The following is a 20,230-nucleotide window of genomic DNA, read 5'->3' on the forward strand; positions in this document are numbered from 1 at the left end:
AAGGAAAGGATGTGGCTAACCCTGGCAGCGAACACCCCGAGCACAGTGAAGAATCCAGCCTGAAAGAGAAAATCTTTCAGAGCGCCATCGCGCTTTTTGCCGAGTATGGATTGAACGGTGCACGGATGGAGCAGATCGCAGAGAAAGCGGGCACCACCAAACGCATGGTGGTTTACCATTTCAAGAATAAAGAGAACCTCTATCTCCTCGTACTTGAACATGTTTACACCCAGATTCGCGCCAGTGAAAAAGCGCTAAGCCTGACGGGAATGCCCCCGGTCGAAGCGCTGGTCAATCTGGTTGAAGCCACCTTTGACTATCATGCCGACCACCCTGACTACATCCGGATTATCTGCATGGAAAACATGCAGCGCGGCCGCTTTATGCAGCAGTCGAGCTATCTCCGCCAGGTCAACCGCAGCGCGCTCGATCTGCTGGAGGAGATCCTGCGCCGGGGGAAAGAAAAACAGCTCTTCAGTGAGACGGTTGACGCCCGCGATCTTCATCGTCTGATAAGCAGCTTCAGCTTTCACTACGTTGCCAACAGCTACACCTTTACGCTGCTGTTTGAAGAAGGCGCAGACGAGCAGGCGCAGCGCCAGCACTACCGTAAAATGGCCGTTCAGGTGGCGCTCCGTTACACCTGCCCATAAAATTGCTTGCAATTAAATCGTACACTATCTATATTCATCTCATGAACGCGAAAACGAACGATGCAACCGCTGCGCTCAAGCTGGATAACCAGCTCTGCTTTGCCCTCTATTCGGCAAACCTGGCGCTTAACAAGCTGTACCGGCAGCTGCTGGCACCACTGAACCTGACCTACCCGCAATATCTGGTGATGCTGGTGCTGTGGGAGCAGGATGATATGACGGTGTCGGACATCGGTGAACGGCTGTTCCTTGACTCTGCGACCCTGACGCCGCTGTTGAAACGTCTGGAAAGCGCCGGGCTCATCAACCGCCACCGTTCGCGCAAAGACGAGCGTCAGGTCGCCGTCACCCTGAGTGAAGCGGGACGTGATCTCCAGCAGCAGGCATTGGGTATCCCCCATGCGGTAGGTTGCGCAGCGCAGTGTGATACAGACACCTTGCTGGCACTCAAACAGCAGCTCGAACTTTTGCGACAACAGCTACACCGCGCGTAACGCTATACTTTACGCGTCATTATTTACCTATATATATCGCACGCTATTTAATAGTACGCATCTAAACAAAATGAGGAACCTGCCATGTCTTTAGAAAAAGTTGTTTATACCGCCAAAGCAAAAGCCACCGGTGGCCGTGACGGCCGTGCCACCTCCTCCGATGGCGTACTGGACGTCAAACTGGGTGTGCCAAAAGAGATGGGCGGCATGGGGGGAGACGTGACCAACCCTGAGCAGCTGTTTGCCGCGGGCTACTCTGCCTGCTTCCTGGGCGCGATGAAGTTCGTGGCGGCACGCGACAAATTTACCCTGCCAAAAGATGCCTTTATTGAAGGCGAAGTGGGTATTGGTCCGCTGCCTACCGGTTTTGGTATCGAAGCAAAACTGAACATCCATGTTGAAGGTATGGATCCTGCGGAAGCTAAAAAGCTGGTCGATGCGGCACACATTGTTTGCCCGTACTCTAACGCGACCCGCGGCAACATCGACGTCACGCTGAACATCATTGCGTGATAACTGCCTGATGGCGCTGCGCTTATTCGGCCTACGACTGTAGCCCCGGTAAGCGCAGCGCCACCGGGGAAATCCCCTCCTTTCCTTTCCCCTCTCTGTGCTACCATAAGCCCCTATCACGCCCGTAGTCATCAGTAGAGTAAGCGTTATGTCCTCCAGAATTCTGACCACCAGCATTGCTGGTATTGATGCCTTTATGCGCGACCCACGCGGTGTGTTGACCCACGCCGAAGGCGGCACGGTTGCGGTTTTTGCCGACAACGCGCCAGCGTTTTACGCAATCACACCGGAACGTCTGGCACAGCTTCTGGAGATCGAAGCGCAATTGGCACGCCCGGCAAGCGATGTCACGCTGGATACCCAGTTCTTTGATGAACCGGTTAACGTTCCCGTGACCGTTCCGATGGGTAAATTTGCCCTCTATGCGGGCTGGCAGCCGGATGCAGATTTTCAGCGGCAGGCCGCGCTGTGGGGCATTTCGTTAACCCAACCCGCCACCGCGGAAGAGCTTGCCGCGTTTACCGCCTGGTGGCAGGCGGAGGGTAAAGTGTTCACCCATATTCAGTGGCAGCAAAAGCTCGCGCGTCATCTTCAGATTACCCGCGCCGGCAACAACGGCCAGCCAAAACGTGATATCAATGCCTTTTCAGAACCGGATAAACAGATCCCCAGCGGATTCCGAGGTGCGAAATGAAGAACGTCGGCGACCTGATGAAACGTCTGCAAAAAATGATGCCTGCCAACGTAAAGCCTGCTTTCACTACCGGTGAAGAGCTGCTGGCGTGGCAAAAAGAGCAAGGCAAGATCCGCGCCGCCGCGCTCGCCCGCGAAAATCGGGCGATGAAAATGCAGCGCACCTTTAACCGTTCCGGTATTCGTCCCCTGCACCAGAACTGCTCGTTCGATAACTATAAAATTGAGACCACCGGGCAGATGAACGCGCTCGCCGCCGCGCGGCAGTACGTGGATGAATTCGACGGCAATATCGCCAGCTTCATCTTTAGCGGCAAGCCGGGCACCGGCAAAAACCACCTTGCTGCCGCCATCTGCAACGAGCTGCTTCTGCGCGGTAAATCGGTCCTCATCATCACCGTGGCCGATATCATGTCCGCGATGAAAGACACCTTCAGCAACCGTGAAACCAGCGAAGAACAGCTGCTTAACGATCTGAGTAACGTCGACCTGCTGGTCATCGATGAGATTGGCGTTCAGACGGAATCCCGCTATGAAAAAGTCATCATCAACCAGATTGTCGATCGCCGCTCCTCGTCCAAACGCCCCACCGGCATGCTGACAAACCACAACATCGACGAGATGACCCGCCTGCTGGGGGAACGCGTCATGGACCGCATGAAGCTGGGTAACAGCCTGTATGTCATCTTCGACTGGGACAGTTACCGCAGCCGCGTCACCGGGAAAGAGTATTAAGACAGTTCCAGGAATCGCCGACAGGTCGCAGGTATATACTGGAACCCCTTCGGCCCAAAACGGACCTTTTTGAGAGAGCCATGATGAAAAAACAGATTCTAATCAGCACCTTTTTAGGCGCGCTGCTGGTAACCGGCGCAGCGCAGGCGGCGTCCTGGCAGGAATCCCTGTCAAGCGCAGCAAATGAGCTGACCAAAGAGAGCAGCAGCACGCAGGGCGGACTCTCCGCCTCTTCCCTCACCAGCCTGCTGGGCAACAGTTCCCAGAGCCTCAGCGCGGGCACGATGAACAACGCGGCGGGGATTCTGGAATATTGCGCGAAGCAAAAGCTGGCCTCCGTGACCGACGCGCAAAATGTAAAAAACCAGGTGCTGGGTAAACTGGGTCTGGATACTCAGGAGCAAAAAGCGGACACCAACTACATGGACGGCATTCAGGGCCTGCTTAACGCGCAGAACGGTCAGCAGCTTAACCTGAGCACCCTCGGCAACTCTTCTCTGGCCAAACAGGTGAAAACCAAAGCCTGCGATCTGGTGCTGAAACAAGGCGTTAATTTCATCTCCTGATCCACCCCATTTTCTGCCACAACACGCCGCGTTTAGTGCGATAGTCTTGCAGCGCGGCGCTAAATGAGCGTTTTTCCTGCCTGCCACCGTCTCAGCGTCCGTTTGTCAGGATGTGCACATCTTCATAAAAACGATTTTCTAAACCAAATCCTAACAACAGCACACTTTCGTGACACTAAAATTGCAGCTTAACGACATCGCAATTACATTGTATCACCCAAAAAATAAACAGTTAGCCAGCGAAGCACCTGGCGTCATGAGGATATGCTGTTGTCAGAATTCTTGTCTCTTATCCTTTTTCTGGCTTCTGTCGGCGTTTACGCCTGGAAAGCCGGCCGTCACACCTGGTGGTTTATCGCCACGCTGGTGGTGCTCGGCATTTTTATTATTTTAAACATTACCTTATACGCCAGCGATTACTTTACCGGTGACGGTATTAACGATGCGGTGCTCTACACCCTGACGAACAGCCTGACGGGCGCAGGTGTGGGTAAGTACATACTTCCGGGGCTCGGCCTTATCGTCGCGCTGGTGATGATTTTTGGCGCGCTGGCCTGGGTGCTGCGTCGCCGTCGCCATCATCCACACCATCATGGCTACAGCCTGCTGGCGTTATTCCTGGCGCTGGCCTCCGTCGACGCCAGCCCGGCGTTCCATCAGATCACCGAGCTGGTGAAATCCCAGTCGCGCGATGGCGATCCGGATTTCGCGGCTTACTACAAAGAGCCGTCGAAAACGATCGCCAACCCGACGCTCAATCTCGTCTATATCTACGGTGAAAGCCTGGAGCGCACCTACTTTGATAACGATGCCTTCCCGGACCTGACGCCAGATTTGGGCGCGCTGAAAAATGAAGGTCTCGATTTCAGCCACACCATGCAGCTGCCCGGCACGGATTATACGATTGCCGGGATGGTTGCCTCCCAGTGTGGTATCCCGCTGTTCGCGCCTTTTGAAGGTAACGCCTCAGCCTCCATGTCGACCTTCTTCCCGCAGAATATTTGCCTCGGCGATATCCTGAAAAACTCCGGCTACGAAAACTATTTTATGCAGGGAGCAAACCTGCGCTTCGCCGGAAAAGATGTGTTCCTGAAATCCCACGGTTTTGACCACCTGTACGGCTCAGAAGAGTTAAAAACGACGGTTGCCGATCCAAGCTACCGCAACGACTGGGGCTTCTATGACGATACGGTACTCGACGAAACCTGGAAGAAATTCGAGGAGCTGTCCCGCGCGGGCAAGCGTTTCTCTCTCTTTGCGCTGACGGTGGACACCCACCATCCGGACGGGTTTGTCTCGCGCACCTGCAAGCGCAAAAGCTATGAGATTGATGGCAAAAACAACAAATCGTTCAGCGCCGTCACCTGCAGTCAGGAGCACATCGCCGCACTGGTCGAGAAAATCAAAGCCTCGCCCTGGTTTAAAAACACCGTCATCGTCGTCTCATCTGACCATCTGGCGATGAAAAACAGCGCGTGGGATCAGCTCAACAAGCAGGATCGCAGCAACCTGTTCTTCGTCCTGCGCGGCGACCAGCCGCAGCAGGAGGAGATGGCCACCAAACGCAACTCCATGGATAACGGCGCCACCGTGCTGGACATTCTGGGCGGCGACAACTTTATTGGCCTGGGCCGCAGCACGCTGTCGGGGCAATCCCTGTCGGAAGTGTTCCTCAACATGAAGGAAAAAATTCTCGCCTGGAAGCCAGACATCATCCGCCTGTGGAACTTCCCGAAAGAGATGAAAGACTTCACCGTCGATCGGGATAAAAACACCATTGCCTTCTCGGGCAGCAACTTCCGTCTGCCGCTGCTGCTGCGCGTATCGGAAGGACGCGTTGAGCCGCTGCCGGAAAGCGAGTATTCCGCGCCGCTGCGCTACCAGCTGGCCGATTTTGCGCCACGCGATAACTTCGTCTGGGTCGACCGGTGCTACAAAATGGGCCAGCTCTGGTCGCAGCCGCTGGCGCTCTCGACCGACTGGTGCGTCTCGCAGGGCCAGCTTGGCGGAGAGCAAACCGTGCAGCACGTGGATAAGGCGCAGTGGAAGGGCAAAACCGCCTTTAAAGATACGGTGATAGATACCGCGCGCTATCAGCGTAACGTCGACATGCTGAAAATCGTCGACAACGATATTCGCTACAAAGCGGACAGCTTTATCTTTAACGTGGCCGGCGCGCCGGAGGAAGTGAAACAGTTTAGCGGCATCTCGCGGCCGGAGTCCTGGGGACGCTGGTCCAACGCGCAATTGGGCAATGAGGTGAAAATTGAGTACACCCATCCCCTGCCGGAACAATTTGATCTGGTGATCACCGCCAGGGCCTATGGGCCTAATGCTAACAAGCCCGTACCCGTGCGCGTGGGCGATCGGGAGCAGACGTTAACGCTTGGAAACGACGTGAGCACACAAACGCTGCATTTTGAGAATCCTTCGCGCAGCAATACCCTGGTGATTGTACCGCCGGACCCGCAGTCCACGAATGAGGGAAATATCCTTGGGCATTCGCCGCGCGAGATCGGAATTGGCATGGTCGAAATCAAAATCATCAGCAAAGCGGGTTAATGCGCGTCGCGCCCGGCGTTCTGCCGGGCGCTTATGAAAATAAATAATCCTTTATAAATCTTATAAAATAGATAAAAGCACTTTATATAAGCCATTTTTATCTATAAATATCCTGCCAAAAACCAAATACATAAAATGTGCAGCTCCTGAAATCACCACGGAGCGTTACGCACTTTTATCATGCTAACCGGCTATAAGTTCGAATCCATCCGGGCACTGCGCAGTGAAAATGTGATTGCCTGGGAGGTATTGTCCACGGCAAAGCCCAACATCAATCTTGAAGATTACTTTGGCTCGATGACCGCGACGCAGCGTAAAGCGCACTTCTTTGCGCAGCTTCGTCACGCCATGTTTTGCAAGGATGGCGACAAGTATTATCTCAATGCGACATCGGATTTACTGCTGGACACGGACTTCCTCGACAGGCTAAAAGAAGAAACCCCGTGCCCGGAGAGACTTGCTATCGAGATCACCGATCTCCATACGATGGTCCAACTCGACGATACGCAAAGCCGGGCGCTGCGGAAATGCATCGCAACGCTCCATCAGTGGGGGATAGAAGTGTGGGCAGACGATGTTTGCGAAGACCTTCTTCCCGAACTTCTGACCAGCCAGATCCGCTTCTGCGGCATCAAAATTGACAAACATACCTTCTGGAACGGACGGACCGAGCAGGCGAAGTTTCTGCATCTCACCCGCCAGTGCAAGCGCGTCGCCAGCAAGGTGCTGATCGAAGGCATTGAAACCGCGGGTGATTTCGCGCTGGCCCGCGCCAGCGCGGCCGATTACGGCCAGGGCTATCTGTGGGGCAGAAAATGACCCCTCTCATTCCGAATGCTGGCGATAAGGTCATCGTTCTGCGCGGCAATGCCTGCTTATGGCCTTGCCCCACTTGTTGCTGCCACAACCTGGCGGCATTCCATCAAAAACGCTGCCTGCTGGACGCTCAGTCATTCGCTTTGTAATTGCACTGTTACTCACGTCAGGAAATAAGATCATGAAAATTATTCCCACCGCTGTATGTTGTTCCGTTCTCCTGCTTCCTGCTGCTGCGATCGCCGCAGACAGCACCGCAAGCGCGACGATGCACGTATCACTTGAGGTCGTGAAGTCGTGCACCCTCAAAGCCAACGACCTCAACTTCTCGCGTCACGGCTCCGATGAGTCGAGCGAAATCCAGGCCAAAACGCAGGTCGATATCGTCTGCACCAACGGCACGCCGTTCACTCTGACCGCCACCAGCAACGACGGCGAAAATGGAACCTTCTGGCTGAAGCCGGAAAACGGCGACACGGGCGCGCAGAAGATTGCGTGGAAACTCTTTGCTGACGAAGGCAAACAGACGCAAATCACCGGCACGAATGGCCTGGACGATACCGGCAACGGTGCGGAACAGGAAGAAACGTTGTATGGCGTGATTGACGCCGGGGCGCTGACAACCGCCCAGGCAGGTACCTACAGCGACGATATCACGTTAAAACTGGAGTACTGATCGTGCGTCGCTATCTTTCCTGCTTCATTCTGTGGCTCATGATGCTGGCGCTGCTGTCACGCTACGCGCTGGCCGCCACGCTTCAGGTGGCCCCGGTAACGCTCGATCTGCAGAGCGACCAGCGGGCAGCGGCGGTCTATCTCACTAACAGTGGGAAAGCGGCCATCCATGCGCAGATTCGGGTGTACGAATGGACGCAAAAAAACGGTAAAGATGTTCTGGTGGCCACCGGGGAGGTGGTCAGCAGCCCGGCGATGACATCACTGGCGCCGGGCCAGCAGCAGCTGGTACGTATTATCGTCATGCAGCCCGGCATCCGTGCACAGGAGCAAAGTTACCGGCTGGTTATCGACGAACTGCCGGACGCCACGTCCCGTGCCGCCAATCCCACCGCGGTGCACTTCCTGCTGCGCTACTCGATTCCGGTGTTTATTGCCGGTAACCAGAGCGCGCCCGTCAGCCACGATGCCCTGAGCTGTGAGCAGTCTGAAATACCGGCCACCCTTCGCTGCTTTAATGCCGGAAACCGCCACATCCGTCTGAGCCACCTTGAGGCCCTGACGGCCGATGGGCAGGTTGTAGGGGCGATTAAAGGCCTGGCGGGCTATGTGCTCCCGGGACAAACCGCCCTTTTGCCGCTTAAACACGCTTCACGTCACGCGCTCAGCACGCTGCGCGTCTATCTCAATGATGACCACCATGCCAGCCAGATACCCCTGCGCCCGCTCGCTTCTCGCGCTCCTGTTTTGGCTACCGCTCATGCTGTCAGCCCGGACTGAACCCGCCGACACCGTACAATGGCTGGCCATTACCGTAAACCACGCCCCGCGAGGCGAGCTCTGGGCCTGCCGGGTGGTGGATAATGCGTTATGGATAAGCCGCAGCGACATGAAAAAGCTGGGGCTTCACGCCCCGGACGATCGCGCCGAATGGGTTGAGCTGACGTCCCTGCCGGGCCTGAAGGTTAATCTCGACGTGCTGTCCCAGCAGGTGTCGATTACCGCTGAGGCAGAGGCGCTTGAGGGCCAGCAGCATCTCACCGCCTCAAAGCCCGCGCCGATGTATCGCTACCCTGATGCGCAACCCGTCAGCGCCTATACGCTCGGATACGCGCTCTACGCCAGCGATGCGCAGGGGAAGCGCCAGCTCAACGCCCAGACCATGCTGACCGCATCCGGAGGATTACCCGGAACGTTCAGCAGCAGTTTCTCAAGCCATGCCGGGGAGGAAAACAGCGCAGGTCGACCGACCCACACGCGTCTCGAAACCCGCTGGCAGTGGGACAACACCGACTCGCTGACCACGCTGGCGCTGGGCGACAGCATCACCACCGGCACCCGCTGGAGCCGACAGGTGCGCTTTGGCGGGCTGCACTGGGCACGTAATTTTGAGCTCAATCCGCAACTCAATACTGAACCGCGCAGCCGCTACAGCGACACGGCCGTACTGCCTTCCACGGTCGATTTGTATATCGACGGCCTTAAGCAGAGCAGCCAGCGCGTCACGCCGGGTGACTTTCTGCTGGATACCCTGCCCTCCTTCACCGGAAGCGGGCAGGCGGAGGTGGTGATTACCGATATCAACGGCCAGCGTCGCACCGTACAGCTCGATCTCTACGGCGCGCCGGGCATGCTGGCGGAAGGGCTCAGCAGCGGTTCGCTGGACATCGGCTGGATGCGGGAAAACTACGCCCTGCACTCCGACGACTATGCCGCCTCGCCGCTGCTGGACGCGGGCTGGCGCTATGGGGTGAATAATCACCTGACGCTGGCACTGCATACGGAGCAGCAGCGCAGGCTGCACAACGTGGGCACGGGCGCTGACTGGCTGGTCTCTCCCGCCGTAGGGGTGGTTAGCCAGCACGTTGCCGTGAGCGACAGCCCTTACGGTCAGGGCGTTCAGTGGGGCCTCGGCTGGCAGTGGAACGGCAGAGGAACGGGCATTTCTGCCAGCACCGTCCGCACCGAGGCGGATTTCGCCGACAACGCCCGCATGAGCGGTGCCGCCCCCGTCAGACGCAGCGACAGCGTTTGGGTAAGCCAGTCCGTCCCCCACTTCGGCACCGTGGGCGCGGGCTGGGTACAGCAGAACATTCAGGGCAGCACGCAGCGCTACCTCAATGCCTCCTGGTCGGTGTCGCTGCCGGCACACATCTCCACCACGCTGAGCTATACCCGCTCGTTTACGGATGCGTCGAGTCAGGTTCAGCTACTGCTTTCCGTCCCATTGGGTCGCGAGGACACGCTCTCCGTTCAGGCCAGCCGGGATAAACCACGCATGGATTACCGCCACCAGCCGGACGATGAGGCCGGCGGCTGGTCATGGGAGCTGGGCCAGGGCTTTGGCGAACGACGTGAAAGATATGCAGACGCAGGCTATCTGGGCCGCGCGGGCGAATGGCACGTTGGGCTGCAGCAAGGTGCCAGCCAGCGCAACCAGTACGCCTCAGCCGAAGGGAGCCTGACGCTGCTGGACGGCAGCCTGCACGCGCTGCGCTACATCCAGCAGGGCATGGCGCTGGTGTCCACGCATGGCATTGGGCACGTACCGGTGATGCTGGAAAACCGCCCGGCCGGTGAAACGGATGAGGACGGTTATCTCCTGCTGACCGACCTGCCGCGCTACCACAACAGCAAAGTCAGCATTAACCCGCTCGATCTGCCCGCCGATGTGATCGCCCCCGTCACCGACATGCATGCCAGGCCGGGCAACAACAGCGCGGTCAAAGTCGATTTTAACGTCCATCACGCCGTCACGGTTCAGGCCCGGCTGGTCGACAGCCGCCGCAGGCCGCTCCCGCTGGGCAGCGTCGTGTCAGCGCCGCAGGGTGCCACCATCGTGGGCCGCGATGGCTTTATCTGGCTTGAAGATCCGCCTCTGCCGGGTGAACTGGTGGTGAAGACCGGTGAGGGAGAGTGCCGGGTCGCGCTTCCGGCGCCCCGTACCGCGTCATCTATACAGAATATGGGAGAACAACTGTGTCATTAAGAGCGCCGTTATTATTGCTGCTCGTCCTGTCCGTAAAGGCGATGGCGGCAGCCTGCTGGATAACCTCCATGCCCGCCATTAACTTTGGCAACGTCGTGGCGGGCAATACCACCTCCGTCAACACCGAGGTCAAGTTTAGCTGCCAGGCCGACAACGAGGGCAGGACGGAATATCTCAACGTCTGCCTGAGCAGCGTAGACGCCCCGCCCTTTGAGATGATCTCGCCGGGGGACCAGGAGGGAAAACAGTACACCCTCCTCTTCCGCCTGCTGAACGGCGCAGCACGCTCTCAGGAGCTGGGGCCTGCCAGCAGCGGGAACCTGATTCAGCAGACTCTGGCCGCGCAAAGCAATGCCAACGTCAGCGGTACCTTTCCGCTTATCGCTACCATTCCGGCAGGGCAAAGCCAGCTTCCGGCCTACCACTATTACAACTACAACATGAATCTGCGCATCGCCTGGCACAGCGCCCTGCGTCAGGATGCCCTGCAAAACTGCTCGGACGGTTCCGCAGAGGGGGAGCAAGTGCAGGGCGGCACCAGCGCGCAGGCCGAAATCAGCCAGGGATGCTACATCGAGCGCGTGACGCCCCTTAACTTCGGCACCCTGACCAGCACCGCGACCCTGCGTCCGACGCGTTCCACCGCCACCCTGACCACGCGCTGTCCGGCCGGAACCGCGTTCACCCTTGCCATGGGCAAAGGCAACCATGCCAGCGGTAACCAGCGGCAGCTCTGCAACAGCGAGGGCCAGTGCCTGCACTACGGGCTCTGGCAGGATGAGGCGGCCACGCAACGCTGGGGAGATCAAAGCAGCGGCGATGCGCTGCAGGTCACCAATCCCGCTGGCGGCACCCAGAACTACACCGTTTACGGCGAGGTCCCGGCACAGCCGCTAACCGGTACCGGGGAATTTATTGATGACGTGATTATCACGCTGACTTATTAAACCACCCAAAATCCTGTCTGGATCAATGTTATCGGTAACAGTGGCGTTAAAATAGCCAGCAATGCAGCCCGGAAGGCGTAGACCTTCTCTTTTTATTTTTTATCTCTGTTTTTATTACAACAACTTATGAAATACCTGCTTGCTGACGCCATCGTCTATAACGACGAGGACGGTTCTGTTTCTCTTATCAATGCGCCGGATGAGGATGCGCAGCTCCTCACCTGTACGGCCAATACCATCATGAAGCTGCTGGTTCAGCATCATGGGAACGTGGTTGAACGGGAAACCTTTCTCCAGGAAGTCTGGGATCGGCGAGGGCTTCAGGGGTCTAACAACTCCTTAAACCAGTACATCAGCATTCTGCGCAAGATGCTGGCGGCCCTGCTTCCCGACGCGCTGCTTATCGTTACCGTACCGAAAACGGGCTTTATGCTCAGCGCGGACGTTACGGTCACTCCGCTGGAGGAGGCTCCACCGACCGCCGAAACAGCGAAACCTGCATGGCGCGTTCGCCCTGAATGGCTGTTCTGCGGCGCGCTCACGCTGGTCGTCGTTGCGCTATGCCTCTGGATCGTGCTGATCAAGCCAGAAAATTCACAAAGGGAGATCCATCTGCTGACGCATATCGGCACCTGCCCGGTCTATACCTTTACGCCGCTGGCGGACGTATTTCACGGGAAGGCAATAGCGCTGGCGCAAACGCTTCAGAAGGACGGCCATCTTCCGTGCCTGAAAAATTCAATTTTCTACATGCACATTCAGAGAACGCTTTTCTACGGCCACGAAGGGCGGCTGGTGCTCTCCCAATGTTCCCTCACGCAGGGTAAAGCCAGCGCCTGTCGTACGCTTTACTATTACGAGTGGTGATGATGGGACACAAAAAAGTTTGGCTAACCCTGATCCTCAACCTGCTGCTGCTGGGCACCGTGCTGGCGTGGTACTTTCACACGCCCCCGCTGTCGGTGGCCTGCGACGGAAACCTGACCTTTTCCGACCGGCGCGACAACCACGATTTCACCTTTGACGGTGAGATCATTATGCGTTTTCATCCCGACAAAACCGGGTACATCACGGTTAACGGCAGCGTGGTAAATGCCCCACGCAGCTGGGAGGTTTCTCGCCAGGAGATGTTTAAATGGCGTCACGTGGAGGGCGAACTGTATGAGATCGCTATTCAAAAAGTGGAGCGTTTTAGCCATGACGCCATGCCGCCCGGGGTCTTTGAAAAATACGTTGCCGGCCTGACGCTGGGCAATAAAAGGCTTCTGACGATCGAGCGCACGCCGGAAGACGCGCTGGTGATCAGCAATTTCTATTCGCCGGTGCTGATCTGCTCGGAATAATGTCGACGGGTCAGGCTATACTTGCCGCCATGACTCTTCGCATTCGCCCCACCACCCTCAACGACATTGCCGCCCTGCCCGCCATTGAACGCGCGGCGGCCGGGCGCTTCCGTGACTTCCCGGCACTCGCCTGGCTTGCCGACGGCGAGGTCATTTCCGCTGAGCAACACCTCGACTATGTCGAACGCGGGTTAAGCTGGCTGGCGCTGGCAAACGACCAGCCCGTCGGGTTTATCCTTGCCGAAGCCCATCCGTCTTCACTGTTTATTGTCGAACTCTCGGTTGATCTGGACTGGCAGGGAACAGGGATCGGCAGGCAGCTCATCGCCTGCGTGGCAGACCATGCCCGTAACAGGGGGATGACCGCGCTGACGTTGACGACGTTCAGGGACGTACCGTGGAATGCGCCGTTCTATGCCCGGCTGGGGTTTGAAAAAATGACGACCCTGACGCCTGAACTGAGTCAGAAAAGGGAAGAAGAGACGGCGCACGGTTTCGCATATGAAACGCGCTGCGCCATGCGCCTGCCTCTATAATACCGCCCGGTGGCGCTGCGCTTACCGGGCCTACAAAACCCTGAACAGTAGGCCGGGTAAGGCGTAGCCGCCACCCGGCAAAAGCCACAAACCGTAGGCCGGGTAAGGCGCAGCCGCCACCCGGCACAACCACGAACCGTAGGCCGGGTAAGGCGCAGCCGCCACCCGGCACAACATACGGCGTTAGAAGGTTTCCCAGTTATCACCTGCATCAGCGGTAACCGTTTTACGCGCCATCGCCGGTGCTGCAACGGTTTTCGCAGAAGCGAACTCACGCGCTTTCACCTGCTCCTGCTGAATGCGGAACACCGCCACGGCCTGCGTCAGACGGCTTGCCTGCTCTTCCAGTGCGGCTGCCGCTGCGGCAGACTCTTCCACCAGCGAGGCGTTCTGCTGGGTCACGCGATCCATCTCTGCCACCGCCAGACCGACCTGGTCGATACCGCGGCTCTGCTCGTCAGACGCAGAGGCGATTTCACCCATGATGTCCGTGACGCGGGTGACCGCATTCACGATCTCACCCATGGTTTCACCGGCGCTTTCGACCAGCGTTGAACCCACTTCCACGCGACCCACGGAGTCTTCGATCAGGCTCTTGATCTCGCGTGCCGCCTGGGCGCTGCGCTGGGCCAGGTTACGCACTTCACCTGCCACCACCGCAAAACCACGGCCCTGCTCGCCCGCACGCGCCGCTTCTACCGCCGCGTTCAGTGCCAGGATGTTGGTCTGGAAAGCAATGCCGTCGATCACGCTGATAATGTCGGCAATTTTCTGCGAACTGCCCGCGATATCGCGCATGGTCTGCACCACGTTGTCCACCACTTTGCCGCCTTTCTGCGCGGTTTCAGAGGCGCTCAGCGCAAGATGGCTCGCCTGACGGGCGTTTTCGGCGTTCTGCTTAACGGTCGCCGTCAGCTGCTCCATGCTGGCAGCGGTCTCTTCCAGGGAAGCGGCCTGCTGTTCAGTACGGGAGGAGAGGTCGTTGTTGCCCATCGCGATTTCACTCGCGCCGCTGTAGATCGCATTCGCGCCGTTACGCACGTCGCCAACGGTACGCACCAGCTCGCCCTGCATATGACGCAGCGAGTCGGCCAGTTCACCCATCTCGTTGGTGCCCTGAACCTCAATGCGCTTCACCAGGTCGCCGCTGGCGATATGGCGAATGTTGTCGATCAGACGATTCAGCGGGGAGATCAGCGTCTGCTTGATGTTGAGCCAGACGGCCACAATCACCACCAGCACGGCAATCAGGACGCCCATCAGCACCCAGATAGCCTGGCTGTAGGAGCTGTTGCTGTCTTCGACCGCCATCTGGTACAGCTTGTCGTTCTGCTGCAGGTAGCTCACGTACTGTTTCTCAAAACCGTCCTGGTAACTCTGGGTCGGCTGGTCGAAGAAGGCGTTGATTTTGCCCGCGCCCAGCAGCTGGATCAGCTCCGCCAGCGCGCCGTGGTAAATATCATAGTTACGCTTGATCTCCATGGCATCCGCATCGCTTTGACGCGGATCGCGCGGCAGGGCTTCGTAGGCAGCCCAGTTTTTTTCCGCCTGTTTCAGAGACGCAGACGCGATTTGCATCAAATCGTTCACGGTCGCGCCGCTGCCGATATTGCTCTGATCCATCATGTAGCGGATACCCGCGCGGTTCAGGGTATTACGGGTTTGCAACAACGCTACCCAGCTGCCGTTCAGCGTGGACTGTTGCTGGCGAATGGTTTGCAGGACGGTGAAATTCTCTTTGTCATTCTTCAGAGCATTAAAGAAAAGACCACCGGATGTGAGTTGTAAAAGGCCAAATATCGCTAAAACCAGCATTAAGCTGGTGACAATCTTGATACGGTTTAACATGTTTTCTCTTTCCTCAGACAGATACAGAATTTTCGGCCTGGAAAGGGAAAACTTTACGAAATTCATCCTGAAATTTGTGGTTTTTACTCTTCTTCCCGCGCTGCGTTATGTCGGTTTCCGAGTTCAATAAACTCTTCCAGCAGCGCCGTCAGCTGTTTCATCTTCTCCGGCGTATATTCCGCCTCAATCTGCTGATACGCCTCCTCCACCTGCGCCTGGGCGTGCTCATACAGCGCATTGCCCTCTTTGGTCAGCGAGACGTACAGCTTGCGCTGGTCGTTCAGCGGCTTTAAGCGCAGCACCAGGCCGTCGCGCTCCATGCGCGTCAGAATGCCGGTGAGGCTCGGGCGCAAAATGCAGGTGCGAAACGCCAGATCGTGAAAATCCATCGACGGATGTTCAGCCAGCACGCGCACAATGCGCCACTGCTGCTCGGTCAGGTTATGGCGCTTCACGATCGGTCGGAAGTAGGACATCGCCGCTTCCCGCGCCTGCAGCAGCGCGATGGTTAATGAATCATGCATAGCCTCTCCCCTTCACATCATTAACACGTAAACAATTCATAAAAGATGCTTTTATAAACAACACGTTTTCCGTCAAAAAGTCTAACAGAAACCCATTAAGTTTATTAACACTCTGATTTTAATACCAATAAAAACCAATATGTAAATTTATTGTTATTCGTATCACAAATCTTTCACTTCTGATTGCGAAATAATCAGCAAAAGCATAAAACCAGATCATTAACATATTAATGAAATCCAAACCGGACCTCCGGCCTGAGGAGTATGTGAATGAAAGGTACCGTCTTTGCCGTCGCCCTCAACCATCAGAGCCAGCGCGAAGCCTGGCGAGAGGCGTTTGAAAAAGCCCCCTACAACACGCCGCCGAAAACGGCGGTGTGGTTTATCAAACCGCATAACACCGTGATTCGCGCGGGCGACCCCATTCCGTTCCCGCAGGGGGAAACGGTGCTGAGCGGCGCCACGGTAGCGCTGGTGGTCGGTAAAACCGCCAGTAAGGTACGCGTGGAGGACGCCGCGGCGTACATCGCCGGATATGCGCTGGCCAACGAGGTGAGCCTGCCGGAAGAGAGCTTCTACCGCCCGGCCATCAAGGCCAAATGCCGCGACGGATTCTGCCCGCTCGGCGAACCGGTCGCCGTTGATAACGTGGATAGCCTGACCATCATCACCGAGATCAACGGCCGCGAAGCGGACCACTGGAACACCGCCGATCTGCAGCGTAACGCTGCCGAACTGCTGAGCGCCCTGAGCGAGTTCGCCACCCTTAATCCCGGTGATGCGATCCTGCTCGGTACCCCGCACAGCCGCGTTGAGATCCGCCCGGGCGATCGGGTGCGTATTCTGGCGGAAGGGTTTCCGCCGCTGGAAAACCCGGTGGTGGACGAGCGCGACGTCGCTATTGCGCACCGCACGCCGCCGCACGCCACGCTGTTTGCCCTCGGCCTGAACTATGCCGATCACGCCAGCGAGCTGGACTTCAAGCCGCCCACCGAGCCGCTGGTCTTTATCAAAGCGCCTAACACCTTCAACGGCGACAACCAGACCTCGGTGCGCCCGAACAACGTCGAGTACATGCACTATGAAGCGGAGCTGGTGGTGGTCATCGGCAAAACCGCCCGCAAGGTGAGCGAAGCCGAGGCGATGGACTATGTTGCGGGCTACACGGTCTGCAACGACTACGCCATTCGTGACTATCTCGAAAACTACTACCGCCCGAACCTGCGGGTGAAAAGCCGCGACGGGCTGACCCCCATTTCCCCCAACATCGTGCCAAAAGAAGCCATTCCGGACCCGCACAACCTCGCCCTGCGCACCTTCGTTAACGGCGAGCTGCGTCAGGAAGGCACCACGGCGGATCTGATCTTCAGCATCCCGTACCTGATCGCCTACCTGAGCGATTTTATGACCCTGCAGCCGGGCGACATGATTGCCACCGGCACGCCGAAGGGGCTGTCCGACGTGGTGCCGGGCGATGAGGTGGTGGTGGAAGTGGAAGGCGTGGGACGCCTGGTGAACCGAATTGTGAGTGAGGAGACGGCAAAATGAAAAAGATTAACCATTGGATCAACGGTAAAAACGTCGCGGGCAGCGACTACTTCCACACCACTAACCCGGCCTCCGGCGAGGTCCTGGCAGAAGTGGCCTCCGGCGGCGAAGCCGAAATCCATCAGGCCGTTGCCGCCGCCAAAGAGGCGTTTCCGAAGTGGGCCAACCTGCCGATGAAGGAGCGCGCGCGCCTGATGCGTCGTCTGGGCGATCTGATCGACCAGAACGTGCCGGAGATCGCCGCCATGGAAACCGCCGATACCGGGCTGCCGATCCACCAGACCAAAAACGTGCTGATCCCGCGCGCCTCGCACAACTTCGAATTTTTCGCCGAGGTGTGCCAGCAGATGAACGGCAAGACCTACCCGGTCGACGACAAGATGCTCAACTACACCCTGGTGCAGCCGGTGGGCGTCTGCGCGCTGGTGTCGCCGTGGAACGTGCCGTTTATGACCGCCACCTGGAAGGTCGCGCCCTGTCTGGCCTTAGGCAATACCGCGGTGCTGAAGATGTCCGAGCTCTCCCCTCTCACCGCCGACCGTCTGGGCGAGCTCGCCCTGGAGGCGGGTATTCCGGCGGGCGTGCTCAACGTGGTGCAGGGCTACGGCGCGACGGCAGGCGATGCGCTGGTGCGGCATCACGACGTGCGCGCGGTCTCCTTCACCGGCGGCACCGCCACCGGGCGCAACATCATGAAAAACGCCGGGCTGAAGAAGTACTCCATGGAGCTGGGCGGCAAATCCCCGGTACTGATTTTTGAAGACGCGGATATCGAGCGCGCGCTGGACGCCGCCCTGTTCACCATCTTCTCCATCAACGGCGAGCGCTGTACCGCGGGCTCGCGCATCTTCATCCAGCAGAGCATCTACCCGGAATTCGTGAAGCGCTTTGCCGAGCGCGCCAACCGCCTGCGCGTGGGCGACCCGACCGATCCGAACACCCAGATTGGCGCGCTCATCAGCCAACAGCACTGGGAAAAAGTCTCCGGCTATATCCGCCTCGGCATCGAGGAAGGCGCAACCCTGCTGGCGGGCGGCCCGGACAAACCGACCGATCTGCCTGCGCACCTGAAGGGCGGCAACTTCCTGCGTCCGACCGTGCTGGCGGACGTCGACAACCGCATGCGCGTGGCGCAGGAGGAGATCTTCGGGCCGGTGGCCTGCCTGCTGCCATTTAAGGACGAAGCGGAAGGGCTGCGCCTGGCCAACGACGTGGAGTACGGCCTGGCGTCGTATATCTGGACCCAGGACGTCAGCAAAGTGCTGCGCCTGGCGCGCAGCATTGAAGCCGGCATGGTGTTCGTCAACACCCAGAACGTGCGCGACCTGCGCCAGCCGTTTGGCGGCGTGAAGGCCTCCGGCACCGGCCGCGAGGGCGGCGAGTACAGCTTCGAGGTATTCGCGGAGATGAAGAACGTCTGCATCTCCATGGGCGACCATCCGATTCCAAAGTGGGGGATCTGAAAATGGGCAAATTAGCGTTAGCGGCAAAAATCACCCACGTGCCGTCGATGTATCTCTCCGAACTGCCGGGCAAAAACCACGGCTGCCGCCAGGGCGCCATCGACGGACACAAAGAGATCAGCAAGCGCTGCCGGGAGCTGGGCGTCGACACCATTATCGTCTTCGACACCCACTGGCTGGTGAACAGCGCGTATCACATCAACTGTGCGGACCATTTTTCGGGCGTCTACACCAGCAACGAGCTGCCGCACTTTATCCGCGACATGACCTACGACTACGACGGCAACCCGGAACTCGGCCAGCTGATCGCCGACGAGGCGGTGAAGCGTGGCGTGCGCGCCAAAGCGCACAACATTCCGAGCCTCAAGCTTGAGTACGGCACGCTGGTGCCAATGCGCTACATGAACGCGGATAAGCACTTCAAAGTGGTCTCCATCTCGGCGTTCTGCACGGTTCACGACTTCGCCGACAGCCGCAGGCTGGGCGAGGCCATCGTCAGCGCCATCGAAAAATATGACGGCACCGTGGCGGTGCTCGCCAGCGGCTCGCTGTCGCACCGCTTTATCGACGACCAGCGCGCGGAAGAAGGGATGAACAGCTACACCCGGGAGTTCGACCGCCAGATGGACGAGCGCGTGGTGAAGCTGTGGCGCGAGGGTCAGTTCAAAGAATTCTGCAGCATGCTGCCGGAGTACGCCGACTACTGCTACGGCGAGGGCAACATGCACGACACGGTGATGCTGCTGGGGATGCTCGGCTGGGACAAATACGACGGCAAGGTGGAGTTTCTCACCGAGCTGTTCGCCAGCTCCGGCACCGGCCAGGTCAACGCCGTTTTCCCGCTGCCCGCCTAAGGAGCCACCATGCCGCACTTTATTGCTGAATGTACCGACAACATCCGCGAGCAGGCCGACCTGCCGGGGCTGTTCGCCAAAGTGAACGAGGCGCTCGCCGCCACGGGCATCTTCCCTATCGGCGGTATCCGCAGCCGCGCCCACTGGCTGGACACCTGGCAGATGGCCGACGGCAAGCACGATTACGCCTTTGTCCATATGACGCTGAAGATTGGCGCGGGGCGCAGTCTGGAGAGCCGGGAAGAGGTCGGTGAAATGCTGTTTGCGCTGATTAAAACGCACTTCGCGGCGCTGATGGCGAGCCGCTATCTGGCGCTGTCGTTTGAGCTGGACGAGCTGCACCCAACGCTCAATTACAAACAAAACAACGTGCACGCGTTGTTTAAATAGACATCTTTTCCGCCCGGTGGCGCTTCGCTTACCGGACCTACAACGGCTCGAACGTAGGCCGGGTAAGCGCAGCGCCACCCG

Annotated in this window: 21 protein-coding genes; 19 read left to right on the forward strand and 2 right to left on the reverse strand. The window is 58.1% G+C overall.

Annotation, left to right across the window (positions count from 1 at the left end; all coding sequences use genetic code 11):
- Nucleotides 1-11: 11 nt before the first annotated feature.
- The 15 genes from B498_RS07430 (at nucleotide 12) to B498_RS07360 (ending at nucleotide 13,522) form a co-directional block, all read left to right on the forward strand.
- On the forward strand, nucleotides 12-653 hold the full coding sequence (locus B498_RS07430; RefSeq protein WP_008502090.1) for a TetR family transcriptional regulator: 642 nt from the start codon (nucleotides 12-14) through the stop codon (nucleotides 651-653).
- A 41-nt stretch (nucleotides 654-694) separates the two neighbouring features.
- Nucleotides 695-1,147, forward strand: a complete 453-nt coding sequence (locus B498_RS07425) for a MarR family winged helix-turn-helix transcriptional regulator (RefSeq protein ID WP_008502091.1) — start codon at nucleotides 695-697, stop codon at nucleotides 1,145-1,147.
- A gap of 84 nt (nucleotides 1,148-1,231) precedes the next feature.
- Nucleotides 1,232-1,660: an organic hydroperoxide resistance protein gene (locus tag B498_RS07420; RefSeq protein ID WP_008502092.1), complete on the forward strand. Its 429-nt coding sequence runs from the start codon at nucleotides 1,232-1,234 to the stop codon at nucleotides 1,658-1,660.
- Nucleotides 1,661-1,808: 148 nt separating this feature from the next.
- The gene (gene dnaT / locus B498_RS07415) at nucleotides 1,809-2,354 is read left to right on the forward strand and encodes a primosomal protein DnaT (protein ID WP_008502093.1); all 546 of its coding nucleotides are present in this window, start codon (nucleotides 1,809-1,811) and stop codon (nucleotides 2,352-2,354) included.
- Nucleotides 2,351-3,088 carry a DNA replication protein DnaC gene (gene dnaC, locus B498_RS07410; RefSeq protein ID WP_008502094.1) on the forward strand — a complete coding sequence of 246 codons (738 nt, stop codon included), beginning with the start codon at nucleotides 2,351-2,353 and terminating at the stop codon, nucleotides 3,086-3,088. Before dnaT ends, dnaC begins: the two co-directional genes overlap by 4 nt.
- Before the next feature lie 83 nt (nucleotides 3,089-3,171).
- On the forward strand, nucleotides 3,172-3,654 hold the full coding sequence (locus B498_RS07405; protein WP_021240596.1) for a DUF2501 domain-containing protein: 483 nt from the start codon (nucleotides 3,172-3,174) through the stop codon (nucleotides 3,652-3,654).
- Between the two features lie 270 nt (nucleotides 3,655-3,924).
- On the forward strand, nucleotides 3,925-6,216 hold the full coding sequence (opgB, locus tag B498_RS07400) for a phosphatidylglycerol--membrane-oligosaccharide glycerophosphotransferase (RefSeq protein ID WP_008502096.1): 2,292 nt from the start codon (nucleotides 3,925-3,927) through the stop codon (nucleotides 6,214-6,216).
- 180 nt (nucleotides 6,217-6,396) lie between these two features.
- Nucleotides 6,397-7,035 carry an EAL domain-containing protein gene (locus tag B498_RS07395; RefSeq protein ID WP_008502097.1) on the forward strand — a complete coding sequence of 213 codons (639 nt, stop codon included), beginning with the start codon at nucleotides 6,397-6,399 and terminating at the stop codon, nucleotides 7,033-7,035.
- A 178-nt stretch (nucleotides 7,036-7,213) separates the two neighbouring features.
- Nucleotides 7,214-7,708 (forward strand): spore coat U domain-containing protein, encoded by a 495-nt coding sequence (locus tag B498_RS07390; protein WP_008502098.1) that lies wholly within the window; start codon nucleotides 7,214-7,216, stop codon nucleotides 7,706-7,708.
- 2 nt (nucleotides 7,709-7,710) lie between these two features.
- The gene (locus B498_RS07385; protein ID WP_008502099.1) at nucleotides 7,711-8,487 is read left to right on the forward strand and encodes a molecular chaperone; all 777 of its coding nucleotides are present in this window, start codon (nucleotides 7,711-7,713) and stop codon (nucleotides 8,485-8,487) included.
- Nucleotides 8,408-10,696, forward strand: a complete 2,289-nt coding sequence (locus B498_RS07380) for a fimbria/pilus outer membrane usher protein (protein ID WP_237716804.1) — start codon at nucleotides 8,408-8,410, stop codon at nucleotides 10,694-10,696. Before B498_RS07385 ends, B498_RS07380 begins: the two co-directional genes overlap by 80 nt.
- On the forward strand, nucleotides 10,687-11,643 hold the full coding sequence (locus B498_RS07375; RefSeq protein WP_008502101.1) for a spore coat U domain-containing protein: 957 nt from the start codon (nucleotides 10,687-10,689) through the stop codon (nucleotides 11,641-11,643). Before B498_RS07380 ends, B498_RS07375 begins: the two co-directional genes overlap by 10 nt.
- Nucleotides 11,644-11,769: 126 nt before the next feature.
- Entirely contained in the window at nucleotides 11,770-12,510 is a 741-nt protein-coding gene (locus tag B498_RS07370; protein ID WP_008502102.1) for a winged helix-turn-helix domain-containing protein, read from the forward strand.
- Between the two features lie 2 nt (nucleotides 12,511-12,512).
- Nucleotides 12,513-12,986, forward strand: a complete 474-nt coding sequence (locus tag B498_RS07365) for a hypothetical protein (RefSeq protein WP_032622979.1) — start codon at nucleotides 12,513-12,515, stop codon at nucleotides 12,984-12,986.
- Between the two features lie 29 nt (nucleotides 12,987-13,015).
- Nucleotides 13,016-13,522, forward strand: coding sequence for a GNAT family N-acetyltransferase (locus B498_RS07360; protein ID WP_032622980.1), 507 nt, complete (start codon nucleotides 13,016-13,018; stop codon nucleotides 13,520-13,522).
- Nucleotides 13,523-13,705: 183 nt separating this feature from the next.
- On the opposite strand, the gene tsr is transcribed toward B498_RS07360, so the two are convergent.
- Entirely contained in the window at nucleotides 13,706-15,370 is a 1,665-nt protein-coding gene (tsr, locus tag B498_RS07355; RefSeq protein WP_008502105.1) for a methyl-accepting chemotaxis protein, read from the reverse strand.
- Nucleotides 15,371-15,453: 83 nt separating this feature from the next.
- Nucleotides 15,454-15,894 carry a homoprotocatechuate degradation operon regulator HpaR gene (hpaR, locus tag B498_RS07350; RefSeq protein ID WP_008502106.1) on the reverse strand — a complete coding sequence of 147 codons (441 nt, stop codon included), beginning with the start codon at nucleotides 15,892-15,894 and terminating at the stop codon, nucleotides 15,454-15,456.
- A 270-nt stretch (nucleotides 15,895-16,164) separates the two neighbouring features.
- Between hpaR and hpaG the strand changes: the two genes are divergently transcribed.
- The 4 genes from hpaG to B498_RS07330 are packed head-to-tail and all read left to right on the forward strand — an operon-like array spanning nucleotide 16,165 to nucleotide 20,149.
- Entirely contained in the window at nucleotides 16,165-17,442 is a 1,278-nt protein-coding gene (gene hpaG / locus B498_RS07345) for a 4-hydroxyphenylacetate degradation bifunctional isomerase/decarboxylase (protein WP_008502107.1), read from the forward strand.
- Nucleotides 17,439-18,905, forward strand: a complete 1,467-nt coding sequence (gene hpaE / locus B498_RS07340; RefSeq protein ID WP_008502108.1) for a 5-carboxymethyl-2-hydroxymuconate semialdehyde dehydrogenase — start codon at nucleotides 17,439-17,441, stop codon at nucleotides 18,903-18,905. The genes hpaG and hpaE overlap by 4 nt, the downstream gene beginning before the upstream one ends.
- A 2-nt stretch (nucleotides 18,906-18,907) precedes the next feature.
- Nucleotides 18,908-19,759 carry a 3,4-dihydroxyphenylacetate 2,3-dioxygenase gene (gene hpaD, locus B498_RS07335; RefSeq protein ID WP_008502109.1) on the forward strand — a complete coding sequence of 284 codons (852 nt, stop codon included), beginning with the start codon at nucleotides 18,908-18,910 and terminating at the stop codon, nucleotides 19,757-19,759.
- A 9-nt stretch (nucleotides 19,760-19,768) separates the two neighbouring features.
- Nucleotides 19,769-20,149: a 5-carboxymethyl-2-hydroxymuconate Delta-isomerase gene (locus B498_RS07330; RefSeq protein WP_008502110.1), complete on the forward strand. Its 381-nt coding sequence runs from the start codon at nucleotides 19,769-19,771 to the stop codon at nucleotides 20,147-20,149.
- Nucleotides 20,150-20,230: the final 81 nt, after the last annotated feature.

The organism is Enterobacter sp. SST3, assembly GCF_000286655.1.
GTDB lineage: Bacteria > Pseudomonadota > Gammaproteobacteria > Enterobacterales > Enterobacteriaceae > Enterobacter > Enterobacter roggenkampii.

Bases quoted from the DNA above. Each gene is read 5' to 3' on its own strand.
- B498_RS07420 (WP_008502092.1), top strand. From the start codon at position 1,232: ATGTCTTTAGAAAAAGTTGTTTATACCGCCAAAGCAAAAGCCACCGGT.
- dnaT (WP_008502093.1), top strand. From the start codon at position 1,809: ATGTCCTCCAGAATTCTGACCACCAGCATTGCTGGTATTGATGCCTTT.
- B498_RS07425 (WP_008502091.1), top strand. From the start codon at position 695: ATGAACGCGAAAACGAACGATGCAACCGCTGCGCTCAAGCTGGATAAC.
- B498_RS07370 (WP_008502102.1), top strand. From the start codon at position 11,770: ATGAAATACCTGCTTGCTGACGCCATCGTCTATAACGACGAGGACGGT.
- dnaC (WP_008502094.1), top strand. From the start codon at position 2,351: ATGAAGAACGTCGGCGACCTGATGAAACGTCTGCAAAAAATGATGCCT.
- B498_RS07395 (WP_008502097.1), top strand. From the start codon at position 6,397: ATGCTAACCGGCTATAAGTTCGAATCCATCCGGGCACTGCGCAGTGAA.
- tsr (WP_008502105.1), bottom strand. From the start codon at position 15,370: ATGTTAAACCGTATCAAGATTGTCACCAGCTTAATGCTGGTTTTAGCG.
- B498_RS07380 (WP_237716804.1), top strand. From the start codon at position 8,408: ATGCCAGCCAGATACCCCTGCGCCCGCTCGCTTCTCGCGCTCCTGTTT.
- hpaD (WP_008502109.1), top strand. From the start codon at position 18,908: ATGGGCAAATTAGCGTTAGCGGCAAAAATCACCCACGTGCCGTCGATG.
- hpaG (WP_008502107.1), top strand. From the start codon at position 16,165: ATGAAAGGTACCGTCTTTGCCGTCGCCCTCAACCATCAGAGCCAGCGC.
- hpaE (WP_008502108.1), top strand. From the start codon at position 17,439: ATGAAAAAGATTAACCATTGGATCAACGGTAAAAACGTCGCGGGCAGC.
- B498_RS07405 (WP_021240596.1), top strand. From the start codon at position 3,172: ATGAAAAAACAGATTCTAATCAGCACCTTTTTAGGCGCGCTGCTGGTA.
- B498_RS07365 (WP_032622979.1), top strand. From the start codon at position 12,513: ATGGGACACAAAAAAGTTTGGCTAACCCTGATCCTCAACCTGCTGCTG.
- B498_RS07360 (WP_032622980.1), top strand. From the start codon at position 13,016: ATGACTCTTCGCATTCGCCCCACCACCCTCAACGACATTGCCGCCCTG.
- B498_RS07330 (WP_008502110.1), top strand. From the start codon at position 19,769: ATGCCGCACTTTATTGCTGAATGTACCGACAACATCCGCGAGCAGGCC.
- hpaR (WP_008502106.1), bottom strand. From the start codon at position 15,894: ATGCATGATTCATTAACCATCGCGCTGCTGCAGGCGCGGGAAGCGGCG.
- B498_RS07390 (WP_008502098.1), top strand. From the start codon at position 7,214: ATGAAAATTATTCCCACCGCTGTATGTTGTTCCGTTCTCCTGCTTCCT.